Raw genomic sequence first — 22,573 nt, forward strand, 5'->3', positions numbered from 1 at the left:
GCGGGGTTTCGTTGTTGGTCCGGTTGGGTGCGGCGGGTGCGGTTTGTTTGTGGTGTGGAGTGTGGCTGGGTCGCCGGCGGTGCCGTGGCGTCCCGGTGGGTGGCGTGAAGGTCCAGTATGTGGGATGAGAAGGCGTGTGGAGCGCTAAATGTCCGGCTTGTGAGGGTCGCGGATGGCATGAATGTCGAGTTACTTGCGTTGGACGCAAGGAACAAGGCTTTCACACCCCGCGATCACCGGAGGCTGTGACGGGTGTGACTACTGAGGCTGATAATGCTGTTGTGGCTGTTGGGCTGCACCAAATGTCTATTTTGATGTCTTGTTAAACAAGTATTACGCAGCAGAGCCGCCTCGCCCGCATTGCCAGCCACAGTAGCCACACCAGCACCACCCGGACGCTGTGATGGCGTCCATGCCGACGGGTTGCTTCCCACACGTGACCTGGCTTGCTCGTTCTCCCCGTCGGCGGGCGCAGCCAACCACATTGTCGGAGGGGCCGCCGCCAAACAAACGCAACCACCCACCCAAGCTCGGCGGCCCCTCCGAAAATGTGGTTCCCTCCGGGCGCCGACGGGGAGAACGAGCAAGCCCAGAAAACCCAGCCCCGCCCACAAACCACCGCCCGCACCCCCACGCACACCGATTAGCATCCACGCGCCCCCTCCCTTGAGGTCGCCCTCCGCGCAGGAGCGCCCGCCGCGCAGGCGAAAAACCCAACCACCCACCCAACGCAACAAACATGAAGGCCCAACCACCTCCCCAACGCAACAAAGGGAAGACGCGACCACCTCCCCACCGCAACAAACGGGAAGACGCAACCACCCCCCCACCGCAACAAACAGAAAACCCAACACCTCCCCACCACACCAATCAAAATCGCAACCCCTCCCCACGCACCAACCAGAAACCCAACCACCTCCCCAACCCAAGACCCCGCACCCACCACCGCAACAACCGGAACCCCTAATCCTCAGCCAGAACCCGCCGCCGTATCAGCACTCCTCCGCGCAAAGAAACCCCTCGGCCCCTTCGGCAACCACAACAACCCAATCACACCCACCGCAACCACATCCACGACCGGAATAACCAAATGAAACATCCCCGAGCTTCCCCACGACACAAAACCAAAACCCACGGCGGCAACCTGTACGCCGGTCACCACCCAACGCGTCCAGCGCCGCCCGGACGGTACGATCCACGCCAACCAACCGTTGACCACGAAAAGCACTCCATGAAAGACGGCCGCCGCGACCAACGCGGCCGTCGTCGCGGCCGCAACCGAAACCTCCGGATGCTGAGCGGCGATTTCCTGAGCGATCTCCCCTTTCCGCAACCACATCACGACCGGAATCGCCACATGCGACAACGCGATCAACAAGAGAAGCACGCGAGCGAGGGTGACCGGCGGTGGGATGCGGTTCACGATTCCGCCCTGGTGTTCTGAAACGCCGACACCTGCCACCGGCCGTCGTCCTTGACCAGCACCAATGTCTGAATGGACCGATGGTCCCGCTCGGTCGACACCACCGCACCCGTCGTGACCAGGACGGCAGCATCGGCGCGGATGAACCGCAGCGACTCGTCCGTCATCGTCAGCCGCGAGCCGGCCAGCGGTCCCGCCAGCAGCGGCCGGTGCGCCTCGGCGATGGCCTGCCGTCCGTATCCGTGCGCTCCGGTCCACGCCACGAAGCTGGCGTCATCGGTGAACAGCGACGCGAAACCGGTGGCATCACCGCGATTCCAGGCATCCCGCATCGCCTGGCCAATCTCAAGGATCGCCCGCCGCTCGGCGGCTTCATCGAACATGCCGCTAGCATAGGTCGAACATAGCCAGTTGGTCCAACCTAATCTAAGCTGAGCGGCATGAGACTACGGGATCGCCTGAAACAGCAGACCAGGCAGGCGATCTCGGACGTCGCGATGGAGCTGTTCGCCGCCGACGGTTTCGACGCGGTGACGATCGCGCAGGTCGCCGAGGCCGCCGGCGTGTCGAAAATGACCGTGACCAACCACTTTCCGCGTAAAGAGGACCTGGTCTTCGACCATGCCGACGCGGCCATCAACGGCTTGGCCGACGCGGTCACCGCACGCGCCGTTGGCGAGAGCATCCTCACAGCCGTACGCCGCGACTACCTCGACCGGCTCGCCGCCGGCGCGGTGAGCCTCGGTCCACCGACCGCGACATTCGCGCGACTAGTCCAGAACAGCCACGTACTCATCAGCCGAGCGCGCGAGATCGCCGACTTACGCGAGCAGGCACTCGGTGACGCGATCGCCGCCGAGACCGGCGTCGACGATACGCGGCAACGCGTCGTCGCCGCACAGCTGGCATCGGTCCACCGCGTACTTTTCGCCGAAAGCGTGAGACGCATTCTCGACGGCCAGTCACGCGCCACGATCCGCCGCCTGCTCGCTGCGAAAGCACGCGATGCCTTCGACCTCCTCGAGCCGGCTCTCGGCCACTACGGCATCAAAACCTGAAACCGGGCGGCAGCAGCACGGCGAGCGCGGGATGCCGCCGCGCGACCTGCGCGATGTAGAGCGCGTTCCAACCAGCCAACGCGACCATGGCGGCGATCATCATGCCGGTGGAGAGCCCCACCATCACGTCCACCGGCACCAGATAGATCAGCGGCACCCGCGCGACCGCTTCCGCGAGGAGTCCAGCGCCCCAGCCGAGCGCGCTGGCACGGAAAGCGCGACGCGCGGCTGGATCGCGGTCGTACAGCGCGGCAAGCTCCCGCGCCAGCGCCGGCCGCCAGGTCTGCGCACCGGCCAGCGTGAGCGGCTGTTTTCCGAGCAGACTCAGCAAAAACACCAGGCCGAGCGCGGCCGTGGTGAAAGAGTCCTTGAGCAGCAGAAACCGCGGATCGCCGCGAACGAAGGCCAGTGCCAGGCTGACGCCGAACATCGCGAGCATGATCGCGGCAAACCAGGAGACCCGTCGCGTCCACACGGCCACGGCGACGAGTCGTACGCCGGCCGCGGCCGTGGCGGCCAGCAGGGCGACCCAGTCGACGGCGCCGAGAGCGTGCAGTGCGTAGTACGCGACGAGCGGAAGGCCGATGTCCACGACCAGCCCGAGCACCGCGCCAGACGTCTGTCTTTTCACACGAGGTACGATAGCACTGTTATATAACGCTGCAATGGTATTGTTCGGAGCGTGAGTCCTCGATCCGCCGATCCGGCCGTACGCGCGGCCCTGCTGGCCGCGGCGAAACGCCTGCTGAGCACCGAGGGGCCGCAGGCGTTGTCGACGCGCCGGCTGGCCACCGAGGTCGGTGCGTCCTCGATCGCCGTCTACACGCATTTCGGCAGCATGGACCAGCTGCGCCGGGAGCTGCGTCGAGACGGTTTCGGCAGGCTTGAGGCCGACCTCGACGCGATCCCGCGCACCGACGATCCGGTCGCCGACCTCGGCTCGGCCATCCTCGCCTACTTCGCGTTCGGGCTCGGCGACCCCGACCTGTATCGCGCGATGTTCGTCGACCGTCCGCCGGAGCGTACGGAGGACGCCGGCACCGGAGTGTTCGAGCGCCTGGTCGCCGCCGTCGACCGCTGCGTCGACGCCGGCCGGTTCGAGCCGGCCGAGCCGGCCCTCCTGCGCGGCTGGTCCGCCGAGCTGTGGACCGCCGGACACGGCATGATCACGTTGGCGTTGACCGGGCTTCTGCCGCTCGACCAGGTCCGGTTTTTGCTGACCGACATGACATGTCGCCTCGCGGTCGGCTTCGGCGACGATCCGGCCGCCGCCAGCCGGTCCATCGAGACCCTCCACTCAGCCCAGGGTGACCTCGGCTGACTGAGACGGTACGGCGTCCAGCGTGGCCATCGTGGCGTCGTCCAACGAGATCGCGCCGACGGCCAGGTTGGCCTCGAGATGGTCGCGGTCGGCGGTCCCCGGGATGAGCAGCACGTTTGGCGAGTGGTGCAGCAGCCAGGCGAGACCGATCTGCGCGGGGCTGTGGCCGAGGGCCTGCGCGGCGGCGGTCACGGCCGGCTCGTCGGCGACCTTGGGCAGGCCGGGAAAAGCACCGCCAAGCGGAAAGAACGGGACCCAGGCGATGCCTTCGTCGGCGCAGAGCCGCAGCATGTCCTCGTCTTCACGCGCGACCAGGCTGTAGGCGTTCTGTACGCACACGATGCCGGCGGGCAGGGCCCGGCGCAGGATCTCGATCGTCACGCCGCTCAGGCCAATCGCGCCGATCTTGCCCTCGTCACGCAGCGCCGTCATGACCGCGAGCTGGTCGTCGAGATCGACCACCTGGTCACCTTCGGCGCGAATGCCTGGCCCGCCGTCCGCCCGGCGGAGGTTCATGACCGGGATCTGCTCGACGCCGAGCGTGGCGAGGTTGGCCTCCACGCCGGCCCGCAACTGCTCGGGCCGCTGCGCCAGCCGCAACGGACGAGGACCGTCCGGGTCGGGCTCAGCGCCGACCTTGCTGACGATCACGACGCCGTCATCGTCGCCGATGGCATCGCGGATGACTTCGTTGACGAAGCCGTCGCCATAGAACTGAGCCGTGTCGACGTGATCGACACCGAGGTCACGCGCATGCCGCATCACGGCGATCGCCGCGTCGCGGTCGGCGTGCAGGCGGTGCAGCTGCATCGCCCCGAAGCCGACGCGCGACACCGTACGCTCGCCGAGCCGTCCGGCACTGTTCGTGGTCATAACCGGGCCCTCCGAGTACGCTCAACGAAGCGGAGGAATCTCCGCTTCACTACGACCGTACCGGAGGTTCCTCCGTTTTGGCTACCGCCGAACCGACACCGCGGCGTACGCGCGTCGACGCCGAGCGCAACCGCGACAAGCTCATCGAGGCGGCGAAGGCCGCCTACACGGCGGCCGGCGGGCCGGTGCCGCTGGAAACCATCGCGCGCGACGCCGGCGTCGGCATCGGTACGCTCTATCGCCACTTCCCGACTCGCGATGCACTCGTCGAAGCCGTCTACGCCGCCGAGCTCGACGATGTCACCGGCAGCGTGCCTGACCTGCTCCGCCGGCATCGGCCGGACGCCGCGCTGCGTGCCTGGATGGAGCGCTATGCGACCTTCGTCGCCACCAAACGCGCGATGGCCGAGACGCTCCGCGCCGGCTGGGCCTCCGGCCGTATCGCCACGTCGGCCACGCGGGAACGTATCGGCGCCGCCTTGGCCACGCTGCTGGCCCGCGGCGCCGAGGCCGGCATGCTCCGCGCGGACACCGACCCAGACGACGTGACCGTGCTGCTGCTCGGCACACTGCTGGCCAGCGCGGACACTCCCGGCCAGACGGCGCGGCTGCTCGACCTCATCATCGACGCCCTACGGCCAAAAACTGGCTAGGCGTCCTTGTCCAGCGGGTCGTCCGGGGACGTACGCGCGACCATCCGCTCCTCCTGCGCCTGCGTTTCGAAGCGATATTCGCGAATCGCCGGATGCCAGATCTCCTCGATCGGACTCAGCACGCTGTCCCCCACTCCGCGCCGCCGGACGCGCCTGGCCAGCCAGACCAGCAATCCCATGTTCAGCGCGAAAAAGCAGATCCAGACGGCGGTCACCAGCAGATCAGTCATGATCGAACATCACCTCCACGACAGCGGTGACGGTGGCGCGGAGGTCGACGGCCGGATCGACACCACGCCGCAGCGCCAGCCCCCCGCCGAGCGACGGCAGCGCCACGACTGCCAGCGACAACGGCAAAGTCGGCCGTACGCGCAAGCGGTCGCAATGCCGGGCCAGCAGCTCGGCGATCTGCTCCTCGCGTTGTCGCTGCGCCGCGACGATCGCGGCGGCAAGCTCCGGTTTGTCGGCGACTCCGGCCAAAAACTCGGTCGACACGACGGTCCACCTGGCCGCGTCCCCATCGGCCGAGCCGACGCCGGAGGCGAGCGTGGCGACCAACTCGTCGCGGCTCGACACGCGGTCCAGAGCCTCGCGCAATCCCGCCAGGAGCGCGTCAGCGCGGCTGTCGACAATCGCCGTCCACAAGCCCTCTTTGCCGCCGAAATGCTTGTAGACGGCCCCTCGGGTGAAGCCGGCCTCGGACGCGATCTCCTCGACGGTGGCGGCCAGATAACCACGCCGCAGAAACACCGCCAGGCCGACCTCAAGCAGCTGCTGGTGCGTACGTCGTTGCTGCTCAGCGCGCGTCAGCCTGGCCATCGACCCGCCATTCGGTAACGGTCCGTTTCTAGAAACGCGACGTTACCACGTGCTAGCCGTCGCCGGTAGTGACGCTGACAGTGTTGGAGCTTTCGCCGTAATAGAAGGCAACCACCCGACATGCCGCGACCTTCTCGTCCGGCAGGGTGACGATCCCGGTCGAGTTGACGTTCGCGTCGAGCAGCTGCACGACCCGGAAGTCGGCGCTGCCGGCCGGCCTCAGCTCCACCAGATAGCCGGCCTCGTCGCTGGCGCGATCCGTCCAGGTCAGCCGCACTCCGTTGGCGTTCATGACGGTTGTGCGCAGGTCCGTCGGCCGGCCACCGGCGCGCAGCGGCTGCCGAGCGACGGCCGGCTGCGCCACCGTACGCGGCCGAGCCCAGTCCGCCGGGGCGTCGTCGTATTTTCCCGGCGGCAGCGCCAGCTCCACGATCGCGGAAACCTGGCCATAGTACGGAACGACCCGGTAGGAGAAGGCCGTCCGCGGGATCAGCTTCCGGTGCGCGTACGACATCCGTGACGGCGCAAGGAAATCCAGGATCGTGTATGGCCCGGCCGCGGTGTTCGCGTATTCGACGACACGGCCCAGTGGCGCCGGACCGCTGTCATGCCAGGAAAGCGTGACGTCGACCGGCGAATCCAACCGGGCGGTGAGCGTGGTGGTCGCCGATCCGCATCCGGCGACCACCACGGCCACCATCAACAGCCAGACGATTTTCACTGGTATGCGAAGGAGAGGTTGCTCCAGACCACCGAGATGGAGCCGCTGCCGCTGGCCGTACGATAGGCACCGATCTTGTCGTAATAGTTGCCGCTGGGTGGAGCGGATTCGGTGTATTTCAACGATCCGTTGATGTAGACCCGATAGTCGTTCCCCATCCGGTGGATCGTCTGCACCGCCACCGTGGTGCCGACGGTCGCGCCGGTGGCGATCGTCGCGCCACCTTCGACCGAGTAGAGCCGGCCGCCTCTTTCCACCGCCAGCAGGAAAAACGGACCGACACCGTCGCGGAAGGTCTGCTTGAGGCTCATCCGCGTGCCACCCATGCTGGTGATGCGGAACGATCCCTGGAAGCGGTGCTGGCTGTGCGTGTAGTTCTGATAGCGCCGCTCGGCGCGGTCATAGCCGCTGCTCGACGTGCAGTTGATCGTGAACGTCAGGCCGCTGACCGATCCGCATCCCTGTTGTTGCACCGTGAATGACGGCGAATAGCTGGTCCAGGCCGGTGCCGCTTGCGCGGGCGCCGCCGTACTCACCGCGAGGCCGGCCGCCAACAGGCAGCCGACGATGACCCGTCTGCTCACCGTTCCTCCTTCATATCGGTTCATGGATATGAATGCCTTCACAGACAAGAACGTATGCGAGGGAAGATACGCGAAATCCGCGGCAAATGTCAATCAGCAGGCCGCGGCACGGCCGAGCAGAAACGTCCGTTCGCGAGTGTTGCGGGTCAGCGCCGCCGCGCGTTCGAACTCGGCGCGGGCCTCGTCCAGCCGTCCGAGTTTGACAAGCAGGTCACCGCGTACGCTCGGCAACAGGTGATAGTCGCGCATCGCCGGCTCGTCGACGAGCGAGTCGACCAGCTCAAGGCCAACAGCGGGGCCAAAAGCCATCGCGACGGCGACCGCGCGGTTCAGCTCGACGACCGGTGTCGGCGTCAGCTCGGCGAGCACCCGATAGAGCGCGGCGATCCGCGGCCAGTCGGTCGCCTCGGCGGTGTGAGCGCGCGCATGGCACGCGGCGATGGCGGCCTGCAGCGCGTACGGTCCCGGTTTTCGGCCCAGTTCCTCGACTTTGCGCAGCTCGGCCAAGCCGTGCCCGATCAGCACGTGGTCCCAGCGCGCTCGGTCCTGCTCCAGCAACAGCACCATTTCGCCGTCCGGTCCGACGCGCGCTGCCGCGCGTGAGGCCTGGAAATCCATCAACGCGACCAGGCCGTGCACCTCTGCTTCGCCGGGTGCCAGCTCGGAAAGAATGCGGCCGAGCCGCAACGCTTCGCGGCACAGCGCCGGCCGGACCAGGTCGTCGCCGGCGGTCGCCGCGTAACCTTCGTTGAAAATCAGGTAAATCACCTCGAGCACCGACGGCAGCCGCTCCGGCAGGCTCGGCAGCTCGAACGAAACCCGTTTCGCGGCAAGGGTTTTCTTGGCGCGTACGATCCGCTGCGCGACCGTCGACTCGGCCACCAGATAGGCGCGCGCGATCTCCTCGGTCGTCAGGCCGCCGAGCAGCCGCAACGTCAAGGCCACCCGCGCCTCGGTCGACAGCACCGGATGGCAGGCGATGAACATCAGCCGCAGGATGTCGTCGCCGACGTGGTCGTCCAGATCCGGCAACTCCTCGGCGATCCGCAGATCTCGCGCCATTTCCCGGTGTTTGCGGTCCAACCGCTCGCGACGACGGAAATGGTCAATGGCCCGGCGCTTGGCGATCGCCATCAGCCAGGCGCCAGGATTGTCCGGCACACCGGATGCCGGCCACTGCTCCAGTGCCGCGACCAGCGCGTCCTGCGCCAGCTCCTCGGCGAGTCCGACATCGCCGCGCACCATCCTGGTCAACCCGGCGATCAGCCGGGTCGACTCGATCCGCCAGACCGCCTCGACGGTGCGATGCGCGTCCATCTACTCGGCCGGAAACGGATCGGCCTCGTCCACCTGGCGGATCTCGATCACGTCACCTGGCCCGGCCGGACACCGGCTGGCCCACGCGACGGCCTCCTCCCGCGAGCGTACGTCGATGACCCAATAGCCGCCGAGCGCTTCTTTCGCCTCCGCGAACGGGCCGTCGGTGACCACCGGCTTGCCGGCACCGGAAAACGAGACGCGTGCGCCGGCGGACGGCGGCAGAAGGCCGTCCAGCGCCAGAAGCACGCCGGCCTCCTTCAGCGTCTGGTTGTAACGCGCCATCGCGTCGATCTCGTCGTGGGCCGGCGCCGAGGCGTATTCGCGCGGGATCATCAGCATCATGAAGCGCATGACGCAGAACTTACTCAAACTCCAAGGTGATCGCGCAATGTGTCGCCGGAGTAGTCGGTGCGGAACACACCGCGTTCCTGCAGCAGCGGCACCACCTTGTCGGCGAAGTCGTCCAGGCCGCTCGGCGTGATGTGCGGGACGATGATGAAGCCGTCACTGACGTCGGCCTGGACGAAGTCGTTGATCCGTCCGGCCACTGTCCGCGGCGATCCGACGAACGTCTGCCGGCTCATCACCTCGACCATCAGGTCGCGAATCGACAGCTTCTCGGCCGCCGCCCTCTCGCGCCACTTCCGCGCGGTTTCCAACGGATCCGTGAAAGCGCGTACGCTCGCGCGGCCACGCGAGATGGTGTTCTCCCCCACGATCGGATCGACCTCCGGCAGCGGTCCGTCCGGGTCGTACGCGGACAGGTCGCGATTCCAGACCTGCTCCAGAAACTTGATCGCGGTCTGGCCGCTGACCTGCTGGCGACGCACCACCGCCGCGTATTCCTCCGCCTCGGCATCGGTGTCACCGAGGACAAAAGTCGCCGCCGGCAGCACGACGAGCTGGTCGCGCGTACGTCCGTAACGTGCCAGCCGCCGTTTCACGTCGGCATAGAATGCCTTGCCGGCCTCGAAAGTCGCGTGCCGGGTGAAGATCGCGTCGGCGGTCGCCGCGGCGAACTCGCGGCCGGCGTCGGAGTCGCCGGCCTGCAGGATGACCGGCCGGCCCTGCGGTCCAGGCGGCACGTTGAACCGTCCGGAGATGCGGAAATGCCTGTCCTCGTGCGAAAACGCGCCGGTGTTGCCGTCACGCCACGAGTCCCAGAGCTCCCATGCCGTCCGCATGAACTGCTCGGCGCGCTCGTATCGCTGGTCCTCCGGCAGGAATCCGCCGCGCCGGAAGTTCTCGCCGGTGAAGGCGTCCCACGAGGTGACGACGTTCCAGCCGGCGCGGCCACCGCAGAGGTGGTCGAGGCTGACGAACTGGCGAGCCACCTCGTAGGGCTCGTTGAAGGTCGAGTTGATCGTGCCGGCCAGGCCGAGTTTCTCGGTCACCGCGGCCAAAGCCGCGAGCACGGTGAAGGTGTCCGGCCGGCCGACGACGTCCAGGTCGTAAATCTGGCCGCCCTGCTCGCGCAGCCGCAAACCCTCGGCGAGAAACAGAAAATCGAACTTCGCCCGCTCGGCCGTGCGCGCGAACCGTTCGAAGGAGGCGAACTCGATGTGGCTGCCGGAGCGCGGATCGCTCCACACCGTCGTGTTGTTGACGCCGGGAAAGTGCGCGGCGAGATGGATCTGTTTCATGCCGCGTACGAACGCTCGACGACGACGTCCCAGTCGGGCACGGTGGCACCGGGTCGGCTGAAGCTGGCGAAGTCGGTGCTGCGGCCGAACGCCGGGATCTGGTAGAGCTCGCGCGCGTACGCCCAGAGATGCGGATATTCCGGCAGTCCGGGGTTGATCGTGCGCTCGGCGTTGGGGCCGGCGTCATAGCGGACCAGCGTGACCCACAGCCGTACGTCGGCCTCGGTCAGCCGCGATCCCAGCAGGTAACGCGATTTCGCCAGCCGTGCGTCCAGCTCGGCGAAAGCGTCGAGCAAAGCGGCACGTGCGGCCGGATCCGCCGCGGCGGCGCCGGCGCCGCGGTTGACCGCCGCGCCGAGCCAGCCGTCGAGCTCCTCGATCTGGTCGCGTAACGCCGCGGGATAAGTGTTGGCACCGTTGGAAAACTCGGCAAACCGCGTGGCGATGTCGACGCCGATGCCGGCGAAGTCGTTGCTCACGATCCGGCCGGTCTGACGGTCCCACAGCGTCGGCACCGACACGTGTCCGTCGAAACCCGGCTCGGTCGCCTCGTACGCCTCGCGCAACAACGCGAAACCGTTGACCGGATCGGGTCCATAGGTCTCGCGGAAGGCCCAGCCGCGCGCGTCCCTGTCATTGTCCACATAGGACACGCTGATCACGTCTTCCAGGCCGTGCAGGCCGATCTCGATGACACAGCGCTGCGCCCACGGGCAGAACCAGCCGGCGTAGAGGTGATATCTGCCGGCCTCGGCCGGAAAATCTCCGGAACCGAGGCGTCCGGCGAACCGGTAGAGCGGCCGGTCGTCGCGTACGACGCGATACTCACCGTATGCCGCCACGTCGGCCGGGCTGGCGAACCGAGGCACAGCGATCCCCTCTCAGCAGGCGTCCATCGACGGCAACGGCAGCTGCCAGAGAAGATATTCCCTACGCCGCCAAACGTACTGGTGCCAATGCCTTCGCGAGGTCGGCCAGCCGGCGGCCCTGGAAGCGCGCCAGCGCCAACACGTGCTTGTCCGGCAGGCCGTCGCCGCCGATGCTGCTGATGCCGTACGGGTTTCCGCCGGCGGCATGGGAAAGCTCGTAGTCGACGTATCCGGTCGGCACGATGATCGAACCCCAGTGGTGCAGCGTGTGATAGAGCGCGAGCAGCGTCGACTCCTGACCGCCGTGCCGCTCGGCGGTGCTGGTGAAGCCGATCGCCGGCTTGCCGGCCAGGTGGCCCGCCTGCCAGACGCCGCTGGTGGTGTCCAGAAACTGCTTGAGCTGCGAGGCCGGCTGGCCGAAGCGCGTCGGCGTACCGAAGGCGAACCCGTCGGCCCACACCAGGTCGTCGGTGCTGGCGGTCTCGATGTGCGCGGTGGCGTCGCGATGTGCGCGCCACTGCGCGTTGGCCTCGATGACCGCATCCGGAGCGAGCTCGGCGGCGCGTCGCAGGCGCACCTCGGCACGGCCGTCGACGGCGCCTTCGGCGACCGCCTCGGCGATCGCATGCACCGACCCGGTCGAGGAGTAGTAGACGACGGCAATCCGAGTCATGGCTGGTGACCCTCCTAAGCTGGTACGACGACGGCTAGAACGCTATTGTGTAATGGCATTCCAGTCAGGGCAAGGGGGTTGTGATGCGCGACCGAGGTCGTACGCGGCGCGGCACCGCCACGCGCGAGAAGATCGTCCGCGCGGCGACCAGGCTGTTCACGACGGACGGATACGTCACGACCACGGTCGGCGACATCGCCGCCGAAGCCGGCGTCGCCGTACAGACGCTCTACCTGGCCTTCGGGTCGAAGGTCGCGATCCTGTCGGCGGCACACGACGTGGCGATCGTCGGCGACGACGCACCGGTGCCGCTGCTCGAGCGCGACTGGGTCGCACAGCTCGCCGAGTGCCCGGACGCCATGGCCGGCTGGCGGCACGCCGTGCGGCACATGTGGGAGTCGACCGGCCGGGTCGCACCGATCTATCGCGCGATCCACGCGGCGGCGGCCGATCCGGCGGTGGCCGAGCTGGTCGAGGAGCTCCACCGAGCGCGCGGCGAGTTCAGCAAGCGGCTCGCCACTCTCCTGCTGGCGCTGCCCGGAGCGCGGTCCGACACCGACGCCGACCGGCTCGGCGACGTGATCTACACGGTGTTCAGCGTCGACACGCACACGATGCTGGTCGCCGAGCGCGGCTGGACGGCGGCGCGGTGGCGCGACTGGGTCCAGGCCACCGTCGCCGCGGAGTTGGTCACCGACCGATCGTGACATTGGGCGGGACCATCGTCATGGCGAACCGGTCGTCGAAGACGGTGACGATGCGGCCCGCGTACGCGCCCGAGAGCCGATAGGCGTATGCGTCGGTGGCGGTCCGCACAAGGCCGTCGACCTTCAGCACGTCGTTGCCGAAGGCGAACTCGTACGTCCGACCGTCCCCGCTGGCCATCGCCACCGAACCGCGGTCGCGGATGTCGAAGGTCAGCAGCCGGCCGGACGGCGCGACCTCCAGCGCGCCCGGATTGTCGATCGCGGCCGGCAGCGGAGCCGACCACGAGCGGCCACCGTCGCTGGTCCGGCTGACGTTGTGCCTGGTCAGCGCGTATCCGATGCGGCCGTCATAGCTAGCCGCGTACGTCGTCGGCCACGGAAACGACCCGCGGCTCCACGTGCGACCGCGGTCGTGGCTGACCGCCACCTGGCCGTCGCCGGCCAACCAGTAGGAGCCGTCTCGGGCCGGGGTGACGACCTGCGTGACCAGGGTCGCCGGCTGCCGGAAGGTCCACGGCTCGGCCGCGACGGCTGTCGCCGGCACCACCGCGGTTCCGTTGACGAACACCACGCCGCCGCCGGTCACCATCCCGATCGCCAGGACGACTGCGACCAGACCGCCGGCGCGTCTGACCCGGCGGCGGCGCCGTCCGGCGGTGCGGATCCGGTCGTACGCCGGCAGCTCGACCATGCTCTCGTCCAGGCTCGGACCGTTGAGATCGAGCGTCATCGACAGGCCCTAGCACCGCGGCGAGTCGGGCGCGGCCGCGGCTGAGCCACGACTTCACGGTGCCGGTGGGTACGGACAGGATCGCGGCGACCTCGGCCACGTCCAGGTCGGCGAGGTAGTGCAAGGCGATCGCCTCGCGGTGCTTGTGCGGCAGCTTGCGCATCGCGTCGAGCAACGCGACACGGTCGGGAGTGACGCCAGGCAAGGCGACCGGGTTCGGCGGCTCGCGGCGCATCAGCATGTCGAGTCTTCGGCGGCGGCGATAGCGCGTACGCGCGATGTTGAAGACGACCGCGCACATCCACTGCTCCGGCGAGTCGGCGGCCAGTACCTTCGCCGGCGAGGCGACCGCGCGTACGAAGGCCTCCTGCACCGCCTCCTGCGCCTCCGCGAGGTCGCCGGTCAGCTCGTACAAGCCGACGACCATCCGCCGCGCCGAGGCGCGACGGAGCTCGGCGATCTGGTCCGCCGGCGTGGTCACCGGTGAAACCGCCACAGTCGCTGCCACCTCGGCCCTCCTGAGGTCAAAAGTCACACAGAGGGCCAGCGATCGGACCGGACGGTCGCAGTCGTACCCCTTCGGTAAGACTGAGAGGGCAAACCAAGGAGGACCGGATGACCGACCGCCGCATCGGGCTCGTCGTACACGAGGGACGCGAGGCCGCCGTGCGGGCCGCTCAGCAGGTGACCGAGTGGGCCGCGCGCAACGAGATCGCGACCAGCCTCATCGACGTGTGGAAGTGGGACGACGGCCACCAGGTGCGCCGGCACGCGAAGGAGGAGGCCGCCGCTGCCGGCCATCCGTCGCTGATCGTCACGTTCGGCGGTGACGGCACGTTCCTGCGCGGCGTACGCGTCGCGGCGCAGGACAACGTGCCGGTGCTCGGCGTCAACGTCGGCCGGGTCGGCTTCCTGACCGAGGTCGAGCCGCCGGAGGTCGAGAAGGCGCTGGAGGCGTTCTTCTCCGGCGAGGCACGCATCGACGACCGGCTGATGCTCACCATGCGCGCGTCGCGGCCGCTGGAGATCCCGGAGGGCATCCAGGCGCTGCTTACGTACGGTCGCGGGCCGCTGTTGCCGCCGCCACCGCGACGGGTCGTCAGCCAGACCAAGGGAGTCGGCGTCGAGCTGGACGTGACCGCGCTCAACGACGTGGTGTTCGAGAAGCTGGCCCGCGACCGGCAGGCCAGCCTGGCCGTCTACCTCGGCGAATGCGAGTTCGCCTCGTATTCGGCGGACGCGTTGATCGTGTCCAGTCCGACCGGCTCCACGGCCTACAACCTGGCCGCCGGCGGTCCGGTCCTGTCGCCGAAGCTGAGCGGCCTGGTGTTCACGCCGGTCGCGCCGCACATGATCTTCAACCGCAGCGTGGTGCTGGCCGCCGACGAGGCCGCGTCCGTACGCGTGCTGGACCGCTCCGGTCAGGTGGCGGTCAGCGTCGACGGGCAGCTGCGCGGCGTACTCGACCCCGGCGACTGGATCACCGTCCATCCGGCCGAGCACGCGGCGCAGCTCGTACGCATCCGGCCAGGCGACTTCTTCCGCCGGCTGCGCGACCGTTTCTCACTCGCCGACGCGCCGGCCGCACTCGCCGACGGCGACGCTTGACCCAGCGAGGGTGACGAGCTACATGGCGAAGGAGGGGCGTACGGCCGGAGCGAAGGTGATCGCGCCGCGGCGGTGACGGCCAGAGGTGTGCCGGTGGCGGCCAGCCGGCGCGCCGATGCCGCCGGGCTGGCGGACCTTGACGACGGCGGCGGCCAGGCCGATGCCGACCATCGCCGACACCGCGGTCGCCGGAGCGACCACCGGGTCAGCCAGCGCGTGCGGAGCCGCGGCCGGCGCGGTCGCGGTGACGTTGTTGTCGGCGATCGTGCCGTGCTCGACCAGCGTCTTGCTCTTCGCCGGACCGGTCACCGGAGTGGTCGTGACCTGCACCTTCGGCAGGTTGGGCCGGGGGTCGTGCACCTTCCACGCGCCGCTGGAGAACGGCTGCGGCGGACCCTTGACCCCGGTGCCACTGCCCCACTTGGTCACCACGTACGTGACCTGGATGTGGCCCGGCCCGAAGCCGTCGACCATGTGCGTCTCGCTGTTCCAGTGTCCGCCGGTCAGCTGCGCGTACGTCTGGCCGTCGATGTCCAGCATGACGCCGTGGTCGGACGGGAAGCCGGGGCCGCGGTCACCGATCACGAAGTCGGCCTTGCGGCCGTTGTACGTGACGTAGCCCTCGGTGCCCAGCGGCCAGCTCGGACTGGCGAAGACGCCCTTGTGCATCCCCTGGCCACCGGCCGGATCACCGGTGTCGCCGGCGATGCCGGAGCCGTCGTCCCAGAAGTACGACGCTTTGGTGCTGCCCTGCAGGAGCGTGCCCGGCGGCGGATCGTTGGTCGCGTACCTCAACGTCGGACCCCTACTCGTCCACCGTCCTCGGCACAGCGGGACGGTGAACTGCGTGGAGGTGGACCACGCGACTCTCCTCTCCTTCGGCTGCCTACCGGGTTAGCTGACGGGTTCGGGCCAGGAGTCGCCCTACCGCACGTGGCGGATTCACCCCAGGAACCTGGGTCCCCGGCTCCCTCCGCGGAGGGACTCGGCGGCCGCCCGGCTGCCTTCCGGATGAAGGACGGGTGAACCGGACGAACACGATGACTCTAACCACGACCTCCGGCAAAGTTTCAGCAGGTCGCCCAAATCACAACCGTGTCGTTCGGTTTTACCGCGTACGACCAGGAAAAAGGTCGTAAAGCGACAGTCATTTTGCCTGATCAGGACACGTCCACCGAGATCGATGCCTGGCGCGCATGTGCCGCGTGCGGCGATGGAGATCTCGACACGTTCGCCAGACCGGACATATCCTGCGCGCACGTCGAGCCGAGGAGCGGGGACATGGACTACGTGGCGATCGCCTGCCGCCTGCTGATCGGCGTGGTGTTCGCCGCCTCCGCCGCGACCAAGCTCGTCGGGCCGTCGGCGTTCACCGCGTTCGTCACATCCGTCCGGCAGATGCGCGTCGTGCCGGGGACGTTCGCGCGGCCGGTCGCGTACGTCGTCGTCGCCGCCGAAGCGCTGATCGTCGTGCTGGTCGCGGTGCCGTACGCCGGCAGCGCGGTCGCCGGCTTCGCGATCGCCGCCGTCCTGCTCGCCGCCTTCGCGGTCGGCATCGTCATCTCGGTGCGACGCGGCGAGCGTACGCCGTGCCGCTGCTTCGGCAAGTCGACGACGCCGCTCGGCCCAGTCCACGTCGTACGAAACATTTTCCTGATCTGCGTAACGATCGCCGGCGCCGCCGGCACACTCGGATCCGCCGGTGTCGACCTCGCCGGCGCCGCGGTCGCGGCCGTGGCCGGTGCGGTGGCTGGAGCGCTGGTCGTCGCGCTGGACGACATCGTCGACCTCTTCCGGCCGGCCACCAGCCGCCAGTCAGCCCGCTGAGACCTGGCGCGCACCGCATTTAGCGATAAAATCCTCCGGCTGCCGACCCTTGGAGGATTCCGTGCCAGCCGTCGTCGCGCTCGTCATCCTTCTGACCGTCCTGTGCCTGCTCAACCTGGCGCTGGTTTTCGGCCTGTTACGCCGGATCCGTGACATCGAGAGCCGGATTTCCAGCGACCAGGCGGCGACCGAGCCGCTGCTGGCCGTCGGCGCGCAGATCGACGACTTCGAAGCGGTCACCACCGACGGCGAGCTGCTGCGCCGCGAAAGTCTCGCCGACGGCACGCTCGTCGGCTTCTTCGATCCGCAATGCGAGAGCTGCCACGAAAACCTGCCGCACTTCGCCGCCGCGGCTCGTACGCAGCCGCGCGTACGGTCTCTGGCGGTCATCCGCGACGACGAAGAACAAGAGGAGATGGTGTCGGCGTTGTCCGGCGTCAGCAGGGTGGTCGTGGAACGCCGCCGCGGCCCGGTCGCCAGGGCCTTCCACGTCCACGGCACGCCGGCTTTCTGCCGCCTTGGCGCGGATCAGCGCATCAGCGCGCACGGGTACGCCACACCGGCGTTGGCGTGAGATGGTTGCCTCGTTCGCGATTTTAGCGCTAATCAGCATAGCGGTGGTCGCGGTCGTACGCCACACGTTGGTCGTCGTCACCGTCCATGGTCCGAGCATGGAGCCATCGCTGCACGATGGGGAGCGACTGCTCGCGCGGCGCGCCACAGCGCACCTACCAGCTGTCGGAGAGCTGGTGGTTTTCGCGCCATTGATGGAAAATGGTCAGCCCGTGCCGGCCTCGATGCCGGCCAGTGGTCGCCTCTGGCTGGTCAAACGGCTGGTCGCCGGACCAGGGGATCCGGTGCCGCCCGGCCTCGGCCCGGCGCTTTCCGCGGTTGCCGGTCAGCCGGTCCCGGCCGGTCACATGGTTGTCGTCGGCGACAACGGCGCGGAAAGCGTCGACTCTCGCCAGGAGGGTTTTGTTGCGGTTGACCGCGTCCGCGCCGTCGTCGTCCGCCGACTGGTCTCCTGAAACCGGATTTTCGTACGCACGAATGCGTATCGGCATTGACAGCGCCGATGCCTTCGGATTATCTGTTCTCGCCTCTGCAGTCGGACTCGAAAGGGTTGTCTGGTATGAAAATCGTCAACCGGATCGTCGACATCACGATCGCCAGAATGGCACCGAAGGCCGAAGCCGCGGCCAGTCCGGCGAAAGGCCGCTGCATCTACACCGGCGGCTGTCCCCCGCCCGGCGGCTGGTTCCCCGGCGTGCACCAGCCTGGCCGGCAGATCTGCTGCTAGGGTCTGTTTCGAAGTCCCACGTGGATGAGAGTCGAGATCCAAACGTCCTCTGGCGGTGCGGCGGGACCGCCCGGCGTGGCAGCGCCACGTGGGCGGTTTCGTCGCGCCGTCAGGCGGCCCGAGACAGATGTGACAGCGGCTCGGCTATCGCCGCGTAGGACTTCGAAACAGGCCCTATGCCGTAACAAGTCCTGGCGCGGCGACCTCCGCCGCGCCAGGCTGACGGCTAATGTCCCGAGTCGGAAATTCGTTGCTTAGCTCGGGGATCCAGGCGGTAACTGCGTGTGCCGGAAAAGCGCCCTCATGCCGGGCGTATCGGGCGCATTTCCAGTGCGCTCAGTCGCCGTCTGGGCGCCGAGACAAGTGACGAATTTCTGACTCGGGACACTAGTGTCCTGCGCCAGGACACTAGGGAAAGCGTACGTATTCGTAGTCGAAAGGCTGGTTGTTGATGCCGTTGCGTGGCGGCGCGATCCACGCGGCGATCTTGCCGCGCTCGTACACCGGACGCATCAGCGAGCGTACGTGCGCCTTGTCGACATCGGTCGGCAGCCACTGGCCTTTGCGCATTTCCCACTCCTCCGGCGAAATCTTCTCACCGTCTGGAGTGGCCTGGATGCCGGCGAAGGCGCCGACCTTACGGTTGAAGGCCTGGTGCGGCAGCTTCAGCCGCTGCGCGAGGCCGGCGCTTTCCAAGATGCGGTTCCACCGGTTGACACCGCTCTGGCAGTCGGAGATGTATTCCCTGCGCAGATCGGTGTTCAGGCCAACCAGCGCGGCCACCTCGGTCTGGCCGATCTCGCCGTCGGTGTCGATCGAGTCGACCATGATGGAGTCGTTGGTGAGCTTGTGGTCGTCCTTGCGCCGTTCCTCCATCCACCGGCCCTTCAGTCCGGCGGTGTAGTAGTTGGCGACGTTCGTCGAGGTCTCGCCGCCGAACAGGTCCAGCGACACGCTGTAGTGGAAGTTCAGGTACTTCTGGATGACCTTCAATGGAATGGCACCGAAAGAGGCCACCTCGTCGGTGTCGTGCTCCTTCATCACCTGGACCGTACGCTCCACCACGCGGTCGACACCGGTGGTGCCGACCATCATGTGGTGCGCCTCCTCCTTCAGCATGAACTCGCAGGTACGCGACAGCGGGTCGAACGCGCTCTCCTTCAACGTGCCGAGCTGGTATTTGCCGTCCCGGTCGGTGAAATAGGTGAACATGTAGAAGGACAGCCAGTCCGGCGTCTCCTCGTTGAAGGCGCCGAGGATGCGCGGCGCGTCCTCGCTGCCGGAGTTGCGGTGCAGCAGCTCCTCGGCCTCCTCTCGGCCTTCCCGGCCGAAATACGCGTGCAGCAGATAGACCATGGCCCACAGGTGGCGGCCTTCCTCCACGTTCACCTGGAAAAGGTTGCGCAGGTCGTAGAGGCTCGGCGCGGTGGCGCCGAGGTTTCGCTGCTGTTCCACCGAAGCCGGCTCGGTGTCACCCTGGATGACGATCAGCCGCTGCAGCTCGGCCCGGTATTCGCCGGGCACCTTCTGCCAGACCGGTTCTTCCTTGTGCTCGCCGAAAGCGATCCGCCGGTCGCGGTTGCGCTCGGCGAGGAAGATCCCCCACCGGTAGTCCTTCATCGCCACGTGGCCAAAGTGGGCCCACCCCTCACGGCCCACGTTGACCGCCGTACGCAGATAGACGTCCTGCGTCGGCAGCGCCGGTCCCATCGACTCCCACCAGCCGAGGAAGTTGGGCTGCCACGACTCCAGCGCCCGCTGCAGCCGCCGATCCTCGTGCAGGTCGACGTTGTTGGGGATCTTCTCGCCGTAATCGGCCTTGTCAGGCATCTCTCAGACCCGTTTCCTGTCGAAGTCGGCGCGTTGTCCGGTGCCAAACTTGCGCAGTGCGCCGTTTTCGCCGGAGGCGTTGGGCCGGTTGAAAATCCAGTTCTGCCATGCGGTCAGCCGGCCGAAGATCTTGGTTTCCAGGGTTTCCGGGCCGACGAAGCGATAGTTTGCCTCCAGGCCGGTCAGCGCGTCGGGCGAGAAGCTGCCGCGCTCCTCGACCGCGATCCGCACCTCGTCGTCCCAGTCGATGTCGTCCGGCGCGAAGGTGACCAGGCCGAGGTCGGCGGCGGCGTCGGCCTCCAGCGGCTCGCCGATCCTCTCGCGCGCCGCGGTAAGAGACGCGTCGTCACCGAAAAACCTGGTCTGCAGCCGGGAAAGGCCGTTGGACATCGGCAACGCGCCGAAGCTCATCTCGCCGAGCACGATCGTCGCCGGCGTCGCGTCCGGATCGATGTCCTCGAAAACTCCGAAAAGTTGGTACGACCGGTCCGCGGCGAGCGCGAGCTCCAGCAGCGAGCCGGCAAAGCAGCTGCCTGGCTCGATCAGCGCGATCAGGCTGCGGCTGGTGACGTCCAACCGTTTCAGCGTACGTTTCAGATAAAGCAGGATTTCGCTGGCCAGCCAGTCGTCCCGATGCGCGAGCAGCAACCGGTCGTGCGCGAGCAGTTTATCGGCGTCGCCGGCGGTCTTCAGGATCCAGGTGCCGGCTTCCAGCTCGTTGGTGCGCAGGTCGAGGATGAGGTCGTCGAGCTGGCGGGTCATCGCGAGCGTCCAGAAGTCCGCGCCCTGCGCGTGAAAGTCGCCGGGCTCGTCGGCCGGTCCGTGCACGGTGATCTCGACGGTGCCGGCGTCGCGGTCCAGCACCGCGGTCACGTGCTCGTATGAGATGCGATCGTCCTCACGCTTCTTTTCCAGCGGTGTCAGCGAAATCCCCCGCTCACCGGAGCGGGACGAGCGCTCGGCCAGCTCTGCGGCACGAGCGGCGACCGTCTCGTGCCACTTCGGCCGCGGCACCACCTCGTCGACCAGCCGCCACCGCACCGCCTTACGGCCGCCGATTCCCTCGGAACGGGTGGAAAAATAGTCGGCGAGGTCACGGCGTACGTGCCGCTTGTCCACCACTCTGGTGAGTCCGCCGGTCCCCGGCAGCACGCCGAGCAACGGCAGCTCCGGCAACGAAACCGTCGACGAGCGGTCGTCGACCAGCATGATGTGGTCGCAGGCCAACGCGATCTCGTAACCGCCGCCGGAGGCCGTGCCGTTCAGCGCCGCCACGTACGTCTGGCCGGAGTGCGCGGTCGCGTCCTCGATGCCGTTGCGTGTTTCGTTGGTGAACTTGCAGAAGTTGACCTTCCAGGCGTGCGGTGACGCGGCCAGCATCCGGATGTTGGCGCCGGCGCAGAAGATCTTGTCCTTGCCGCCGGTGACGACGACCGCGCGCACCTCCGGATGCTCGAACCGCAGCCGCTGGACGGCGTCGTAGAGCTCGATGTCGACGCCGAGGTCATACGAGTTGAGCTTCAGCTCGTAGCCGGGACGCAGGCCACCGCGTTCGTCCACGTCCATCGTGAGCGTCGCGACCGGGCCGTCGGTGGCCAGCTTCCAGTGCCGGTAGGTCTGCGGAGCCACCCTGAAGTCGACCCGGGGCTCGGTCATCTCGACGCCTCCTCGCTGCTGACCCAATGTTCTACACTCAGGCCACTATCTGTCAACAGCTTGTAGAATAACGCCGTACGTCGCCGGCCCGCGAGACGAGATCAGGGACAATAGGTACGCCATGACCAGCAGCCAGCCGACACTCTCGCGCCGCGACGCCGCCGGCGCGCCGAGTGCGCGCGGCCTGCTGTTCACCGTGCTCGGCGAGTTTGCACTGGTAGACGACCACACGGCGTGGACGTCCGCGTTGATCGAGGTGCTCACGCAGCTCGGCGTCGACCAGAAGGCGACCCGGCAGGCACTGATGCGGACGGCCGCCGACGGCTGGCTCACCGCCGAGCGGGTCGGCCGGCGTACGCGCTGGCACCTGACGCCCACCGCCGAACGGATGCTCACCGACGGCGCCCAGCGCATCTATTCCTTCACCGGTCCGGCGCAGGACTGGGACGGCCGCTGGCTGCTCGTGTCGGTGCGCGTGCCCGAGAGTGACCGCCGCGCGCGGCATCTGCTGCGTACGCGGCTCGGCTGGGCCGGTTTCGGCTCGCTCGGCGCCGGCCTGTGGATCAGCACGCATCCCGACCGTGAGGCCGAGGTCACCGAGGTGCTGCGGGAGGCCGGCGTGGCCGGCGACGCGCACCTGTTCGTCGCCACCCGGCCAGGCGTCGGGGACGTACGCGCGATGGTGCGGCAGGCGTGGGACCTGGTCGCCGTCGAGGCGCTGTACGAAAACTTCATCGAGGACTTCGGCGACCAGGCGCGCACGGACCCACTGACCAGCCAGGTCGAGCTGGTGCACGCGTGGCGCCGGTTTCCGGCCATCGACCCGGCGCTGCCGCGCGAGCTGCTGCCGGCGCGCTGGTCCGGCGTCGAAGCCGCGCGTTTGTTCACCCACCGGCACAACGCGTGGGCCCCGGCTGCCAGAAAAGCCTGGCGGGCGCTGAATTCCCCATAAACTGAC

Annotated in this window: 27 protein-coding genes, 1 pseudogene and 1 riboswitch; of the genes and pseudogenes, 10 read left to right on the plus strand and 18 right to left on the minus strand. The window is 67.9% G+C overall.

Features of this window, described 5'->3' with window-relative positions; all coding sequences use genetic code 11:
• Nucleotides 1-970: 970 nt before the first annotated feature.
• The gene (locus tag GNX95_RS13010; protein ID WP_163507347.1) at nucleotides 971-1,462 is read right to left on the minus strand and encodes a hypothetical protein; all 492 of its coding nucleotides are present in this window, start codon (nucleotides 1,460-1,462) and stop codon (nucleotides 971-973) included.
• Nucleotides 1,420-1,806: an SgcJ/EcaC family oxidoreductase gene (locus GNX95_RS13015; protein ID WP_163507348.1), complete on the minus strand. Its 387-nt coding sequence runs from the start codon at nucleotides 1,804-1,806 to the stop codon at nucleotides 1,420-1,422. The genes GNX95_RS13010 and GNX95_RS13015 overlap by 43 nt, the downstream gene beginning before the upstream one ends.
• A gap of 57 nt (nucleotides 1,807-1,863) precedes the next feature.
• Between GNX95_RS13015 and GNX95_RS13020 the strand changes: the two genes are divergently transcribed.
• Nucleotides 1,864-2,481, plus strand: coding sequence for a TetR/AcrR family transcriptional regulator (locus GNX95_RS13020; protein WP_163507349.1), 618 nt, complete (start codon nucleotides 1,864-1,866; stop codon nucleotides 2,479-2,481).
• Here the strand turns inward: GNX95_RS13020 and GNX95_RS13025 are convergent.
• Nucleotides 2,471-3,112: a VC0807 family protein gene (locus GNX95_RS13025; protein WP_163507350.1), complete on the minus strand. Its 642-nt coding sequence runs from the start codon at nucleotides 3,110-3,112 to the stop codon at nucleotides 2,471-2,473. The genes GNX95_RS13020 and GNX95_RS13025 overlap by 11 nt on opposite strands.
• 51 nt (nucleotides 3,113-3,163) lie before the next feature.
• Here GNX95_RS13025 and GNX95_RS13030 point away from each other — a divergent pair, with 51 nt between their 5' ends.
• Nucleotides 3,164-3,802, plus strand: a complete 639-nt coding sequence (locus tag GNX95_RS13030) for a TetR/AcrR family transcriptional regulator (protein WP_163507351.1) — start codon at nucleotides 3,164-3,166, stop codon at nucleotides 3,800-3,802.
• On the opposite strand, the gene GNX95_RS13035 is transcribed toward GNX95_RS13030, so the two are convergent.
• Complete coding sequence (locus tag GNX95_RS13035; protein WP_163507352.1) at nucleotides 3,779-4,675, minus strand: aldo/keto reductase; 897 nt, start codon at nucleotides 4,673-4,675, stop codon at nucleotides 3,779-3,781. The genes GNX95_RS13030 and GNX95_RS13035 overlap by 24 nt on opposite strands.
• 77 nt (nucleotides 4,676-4,752) lie before the next feature.
• Here GNX95_RS13035 and GNX95_RS13040 point away from each other — a divergent pair, with 77 nt between their 5' ends.
• Nucleotides 4,753-5,328: a TetR/AcrR family transcriptional regulator gene (locus GNX95_RS13040; protein ID WP_163507353.1), complete on the plus strand. Its 576-nt coding sequence runs from the start codon at nucleotides 4,753-4,755 to the stop codon at nucleotides 5,326-5,328.
• Here the strand turns inward: GNX95_RS13040 and GNX95_RS13045 are convergent.
• The 9 genes from GNX95_RS13045 to wrbA form a co-directional block, all read right to left on the minus strand.
• Entirely contained in the window at nucleotides 5,325-5,558 is a 234-nt protein-coding gene (locus tag GNX95_RS13045) for a hypothetical protein (RefSeq protein WP_163507354.1), read from the minus strand. The two genes, GNX95_RS13040 and GNX95_RS13045, sit on opposite strands and share 4 nt — an antisense overlap.
• Nucleotides 5,551-6,147 (minus strand): TetR/AcrR family transcriptional regulator, encoded by a 597-nt coding sequence (locus GNX95_RS13050; RefSeq protein ID WP_163507355.1) that lies wholly within the window; start codon nucleotides 6,145-6,147, stop codon nucleotides 5,551-5,553. The genes GNX95_RS13045 and GNX95_RS13050 overlap by 8 nt, the downstream gene beginning before the upstream one ends.
• A gap of 52 nt (nucleotides 6,148-6,199) precedes the next feature.
• Complete coding sequence (locus GNX95_RS13055; RefSeq protein ID WP_163507356.1) at nucleotides 6,200-6,868, minus strand: fibronectin type III domain-containing protein; 669 nt, start codon at nucleotides 6,866-6,868, stop codon at nucleotides 6,200-6,202.
• Nucleotides 6,865-7,452, minus strand: coding sequence for a hypothetical protein (locus tag GNX95_RS13060; protein WP_222853545.1), 588 nt, complete (start codon nucleotides 7,450-7,452; stop codon nucleotides 6,865-6,867). Before GNX95_RS13060 ends, GNX95_RS13055 begins: the two co-directional genes overlap by 4 nt.
• A gap of 93 nt (nucleotides 7,453-7,545) precedes the next feature.
• The gene (locus tag GNX95_RS13065) at nucleotides 7,546-8,769 is read right to left on the minus strand and encodes an RNA polymerase sigma factor (RefSeq protein ID WP_163507357.1); all 1,224 of its coding nucleotides are present in this window, start codon (nucleotides 8,767-8,769) and stop codon (nucleotides 7,546-7,548) included.
• The gene (locus GNX95_RS13070) at nucleotides 8,770-9,123 is read right to left on the minus strand and encodes a YciI family protein (protein ID WP_163507358.1); all 354 of its coding nucleotides are present in this window, start codon (nucleotides 9,121-9,123) and stop codon (nucleotides 8,770-8,772) included.
• A 14-nt stretch (nucleotides 9,124-9,137) separates the two neighbouring features.
• The gene (locus GNX95_RS13075) at nucleotides 9,138-10,415 is read right to left on the minus strand and encodes an NtaA/DmoA family FMN-dependent monooxygenase (protein ID WP_163507359.1); all 1,278 of its coding nucleotides are present in this window, start codon (nucleotides 10,413-10,415) and stop codon (nucleotides 9,138-9,140) included.
• Nucleotides 10,412-11,284 carry a glutathione S-transferase C-terminal domain-containing protein gene (locus tag GNX95_RS13080; RefSeq protein WP_163507360.1) on the minus strand — a complete coding sequence of 291 codons (873 nt, stop codon included), beginning with the start codon at nucleotides 11,282-11,284 and terminating at the stop codon, nucleotides 10,412-10,414. The genes GNX95_RS13075 and GNX95_RS13080 overlap by 4 nt, the downstream gene beginning before the upstream one ends.
• Nucleotides 11,285-11,345: 61 nt before the next feature.
• Nucleotides 11,346-11,957: an NAD(P)H:quinone oxidoreductase gene (gene wrbA / locus GNX95_RS13085; RefSeq protein ID WP_163507361.1), complete on the minus strand. Its 612-nt coding sequence runs from the start codon at nucleotides 11,955-11,957 to the stop codon at nucleotides 11,346-11,348.
• Nucleotides 11,958-12,040: 83 nt separating this feature from the next.
• On the opposite strand from wrbA, the gene GNX95_RS13090 reads away from it, so the two are divergent.
• Complete coding sequence (locus tag GNX95_RS13090) at nucleotides 12,041-12,664, plus strand: TetR/AcrR family transcriptional regulator (RefSeq protein WP_163507362.1); 624 nt, start codon at nucleotides 12,041-12,043, stop codon at nucleotides 12,662-12,664.
• Here GNX95_RS13090 and GNX95_RS43125 read toward each other — a convergent pair.
• Both GNX95_RS43125 and GNX95_RS43130 read right to left on the minus strand, forming a co-directional pair.
• Nucleotides 12,648-13,394 carry a sialidase family protein gene (locus GNX95_RS43125; protein WP_246281649.1) on the minus strand — a complete coding sequence of 249 codons (747 nt, stop codon included), beginning with the start codon at nucleotides 13,392-13,394 and terminating at the stop codon, nucleotides 12,648-12,650. The two genes, GNX95_RS13090 and GNX95_RS43125, sit on opposite strands and share 17 nt — an antisense overlap.
• Nucleotides 13,395-13,473: 79 nt before the next feature.
• A pseudogene (locus GNX95_RS43130) lies at nucleotides 13,474-13,821 on the minus strand (sigma factor); the annotation flags it as partial.
• A gap of 188 nt (nucleotides 13,822-14,009) precedes the next feature.
• On the opposite strand from GNX95_RS43130, the gene GNX95_RS13105 reads away from it, so the two are divergent.
• The gene (locus GNX95_RS13105) at nucleotides 14,010-15,002 is read left to right on the plus strand and encodes an NAD(+)/NADH kinase (protein WP_163507364.1); all 993 of its coding nucleotides are present in this window, start codon (nucleotides 14,010-14,012) and stop codon (nucleotides 15,000-15,002) included.
• An 18-nt stretch (nucleotides 15,003-15,020) separates the two neighbouring features.
• Here GNX95_RS13105 and GNX95_RS13110 read toward each other — a convergent pair whose 3' ends face one another.
• Nucleotides 15,021-15,797, minus strand: a complete 777-nt coding sequence (locus GNX95_RS13110) for a hypothetical protein (RefSeq protein ID WP_163507365.1) — start codon at nucleotides 15,795-15,797, stop codon at nucleotides 15,021-15,023.
• 73 nt (nucleotides 15,798-15,870) lie between these two features.
• Nucleotides 15,871-16,003: riboswitch (cyclic di-AMP (ydaO/yuaA leader) on the minus strand.
• A gap of 280 nt (nucleotides 16,004-16,283) precedes the next feature.
• Here GNX95_RS13110 and GNX95_RS13115 point away from each other — a divergent pair.
• The 4 genes from GNX95_RS13115 to GNX95_RS13130 all read left to right on the plus strand — a co-directional run bounded on the left by GNX95_RS13115 (nucleotide 16,284) and on the right by GNX95_RS13130 (nucleotide 18,129).
• Complete coding sequence (locus GNX95_RS13115; RefSeq protein ID WP_163507366.1) at nucleotides 16,284-16,829, plus strand: MauE/DoxX family redox-associated membrane protein; 546 nt, start codon at nucleotides 16,284-16,286, stop codon at nucleotides 16,827-16,829.
• Nucleotides 16,830-16,890: 61 nt separating this feature from the next.
• Nucleotides 16,891-17,403, plus strand: coding sequence for a TlpA family protein disulfide reductase (locus GNX95_RS13120; RefSeq protein ID WP_163507367.1), 513 nt, complete (start codon nucleotides 16,891-16,893; stop codon nucleotides 17,401-17,403).
• A 1-nt stretch (nucleotide 17,404) separates the two neighbouring features.
• Nucleotides 17,405-17,857 carry a S26 family signal peptidase gene (locus GNX95_RS44270; protein ID WP_222853547.1) on the plus strand — a complete coding sequence of 151 codons (453 nt, stop codon included), beginning with the start codon at nucleotides 17,405-17,407 and terminating at the stop codon, nucleotides 17,855-17,857.
• 104 nt (nucleotides 17,858-17,961) lie between these two features.
• Nucleotides 17,962-18,129, plus strand: coding sequence for a hypothetical protein (locus GNX95_RS13130; protein WP_163507369.1), 168 nt, complete (start codon nucleotides 17,962-17,964; stop codon nucleotides 18,127-18,129).
• A 408-nt stretch (nucleotides 18,130-18,537) separates the two neighbouring features.
• Here the strand turns inward: GNX95_RS13130 and boxB are convergent, their stop codons facing one another.
• Both boxB and boxC read right to left on the minus strand, forming a co-directional pair.
• The gene (gene boxB, locus GNX95_RS13135) at nucleotides 18,538-19,959 is read right to left on the minus strand and encodes a benzoyl-CoA 2,3-epoxidase subunit BoxB (protein WP_163507370.1); all 1,422 of its coding nucleotides are present in this window, start codon (nucleotides 19,957-19,959) and stop codon (nucleotides 18,538-18,540) included.
• A 3-nt stretch (nucleotides 19,960-19,962) separates the two neighbouring features.
• Nucleotides 19,963-21,615, minus strand: coding sequence for a 2,3-epoxybenzoyl-CoA dihydrolase (gene boxC, locus GNX95_RS13140; RefSeq protein ID WP_163507371.1), 1,653 nt, complete (start codon nucleotides 21,613-21,615; stop codon nucleotides 19,963-19,965).
• A 121-nt stretch (nucleotides 21,616-21,736) separates the two neighbouring features.
• Here boxC and GNX95_RS13145 point away from each other — a divergent pair, with 121 nt between their 5' ends.
• A complete protein-coding gene (locus GNX95_RS13145; RefSeq protein ID WP_163507372.1) occupies nucleotides 21,737-22,567 on the plus strand; it encodes a PaaX family transcriptional regulator in 831 nt (276 codons plus the stop codon).
• The last annotated feature ends 6 nt before the right edge of the window (nucleotides 22,568-22,573 follow it).

It is taken from the genome of Fodinicola acaciae (genome assembly GCF_010993745.1).
Taxonomy (GTDB): domain Bacteria; phylum Actinomycetota; class Actinomycetes; order Mycobacteriales; family HKI-0501; genus Fodinicola; species Fodinicola acaciae.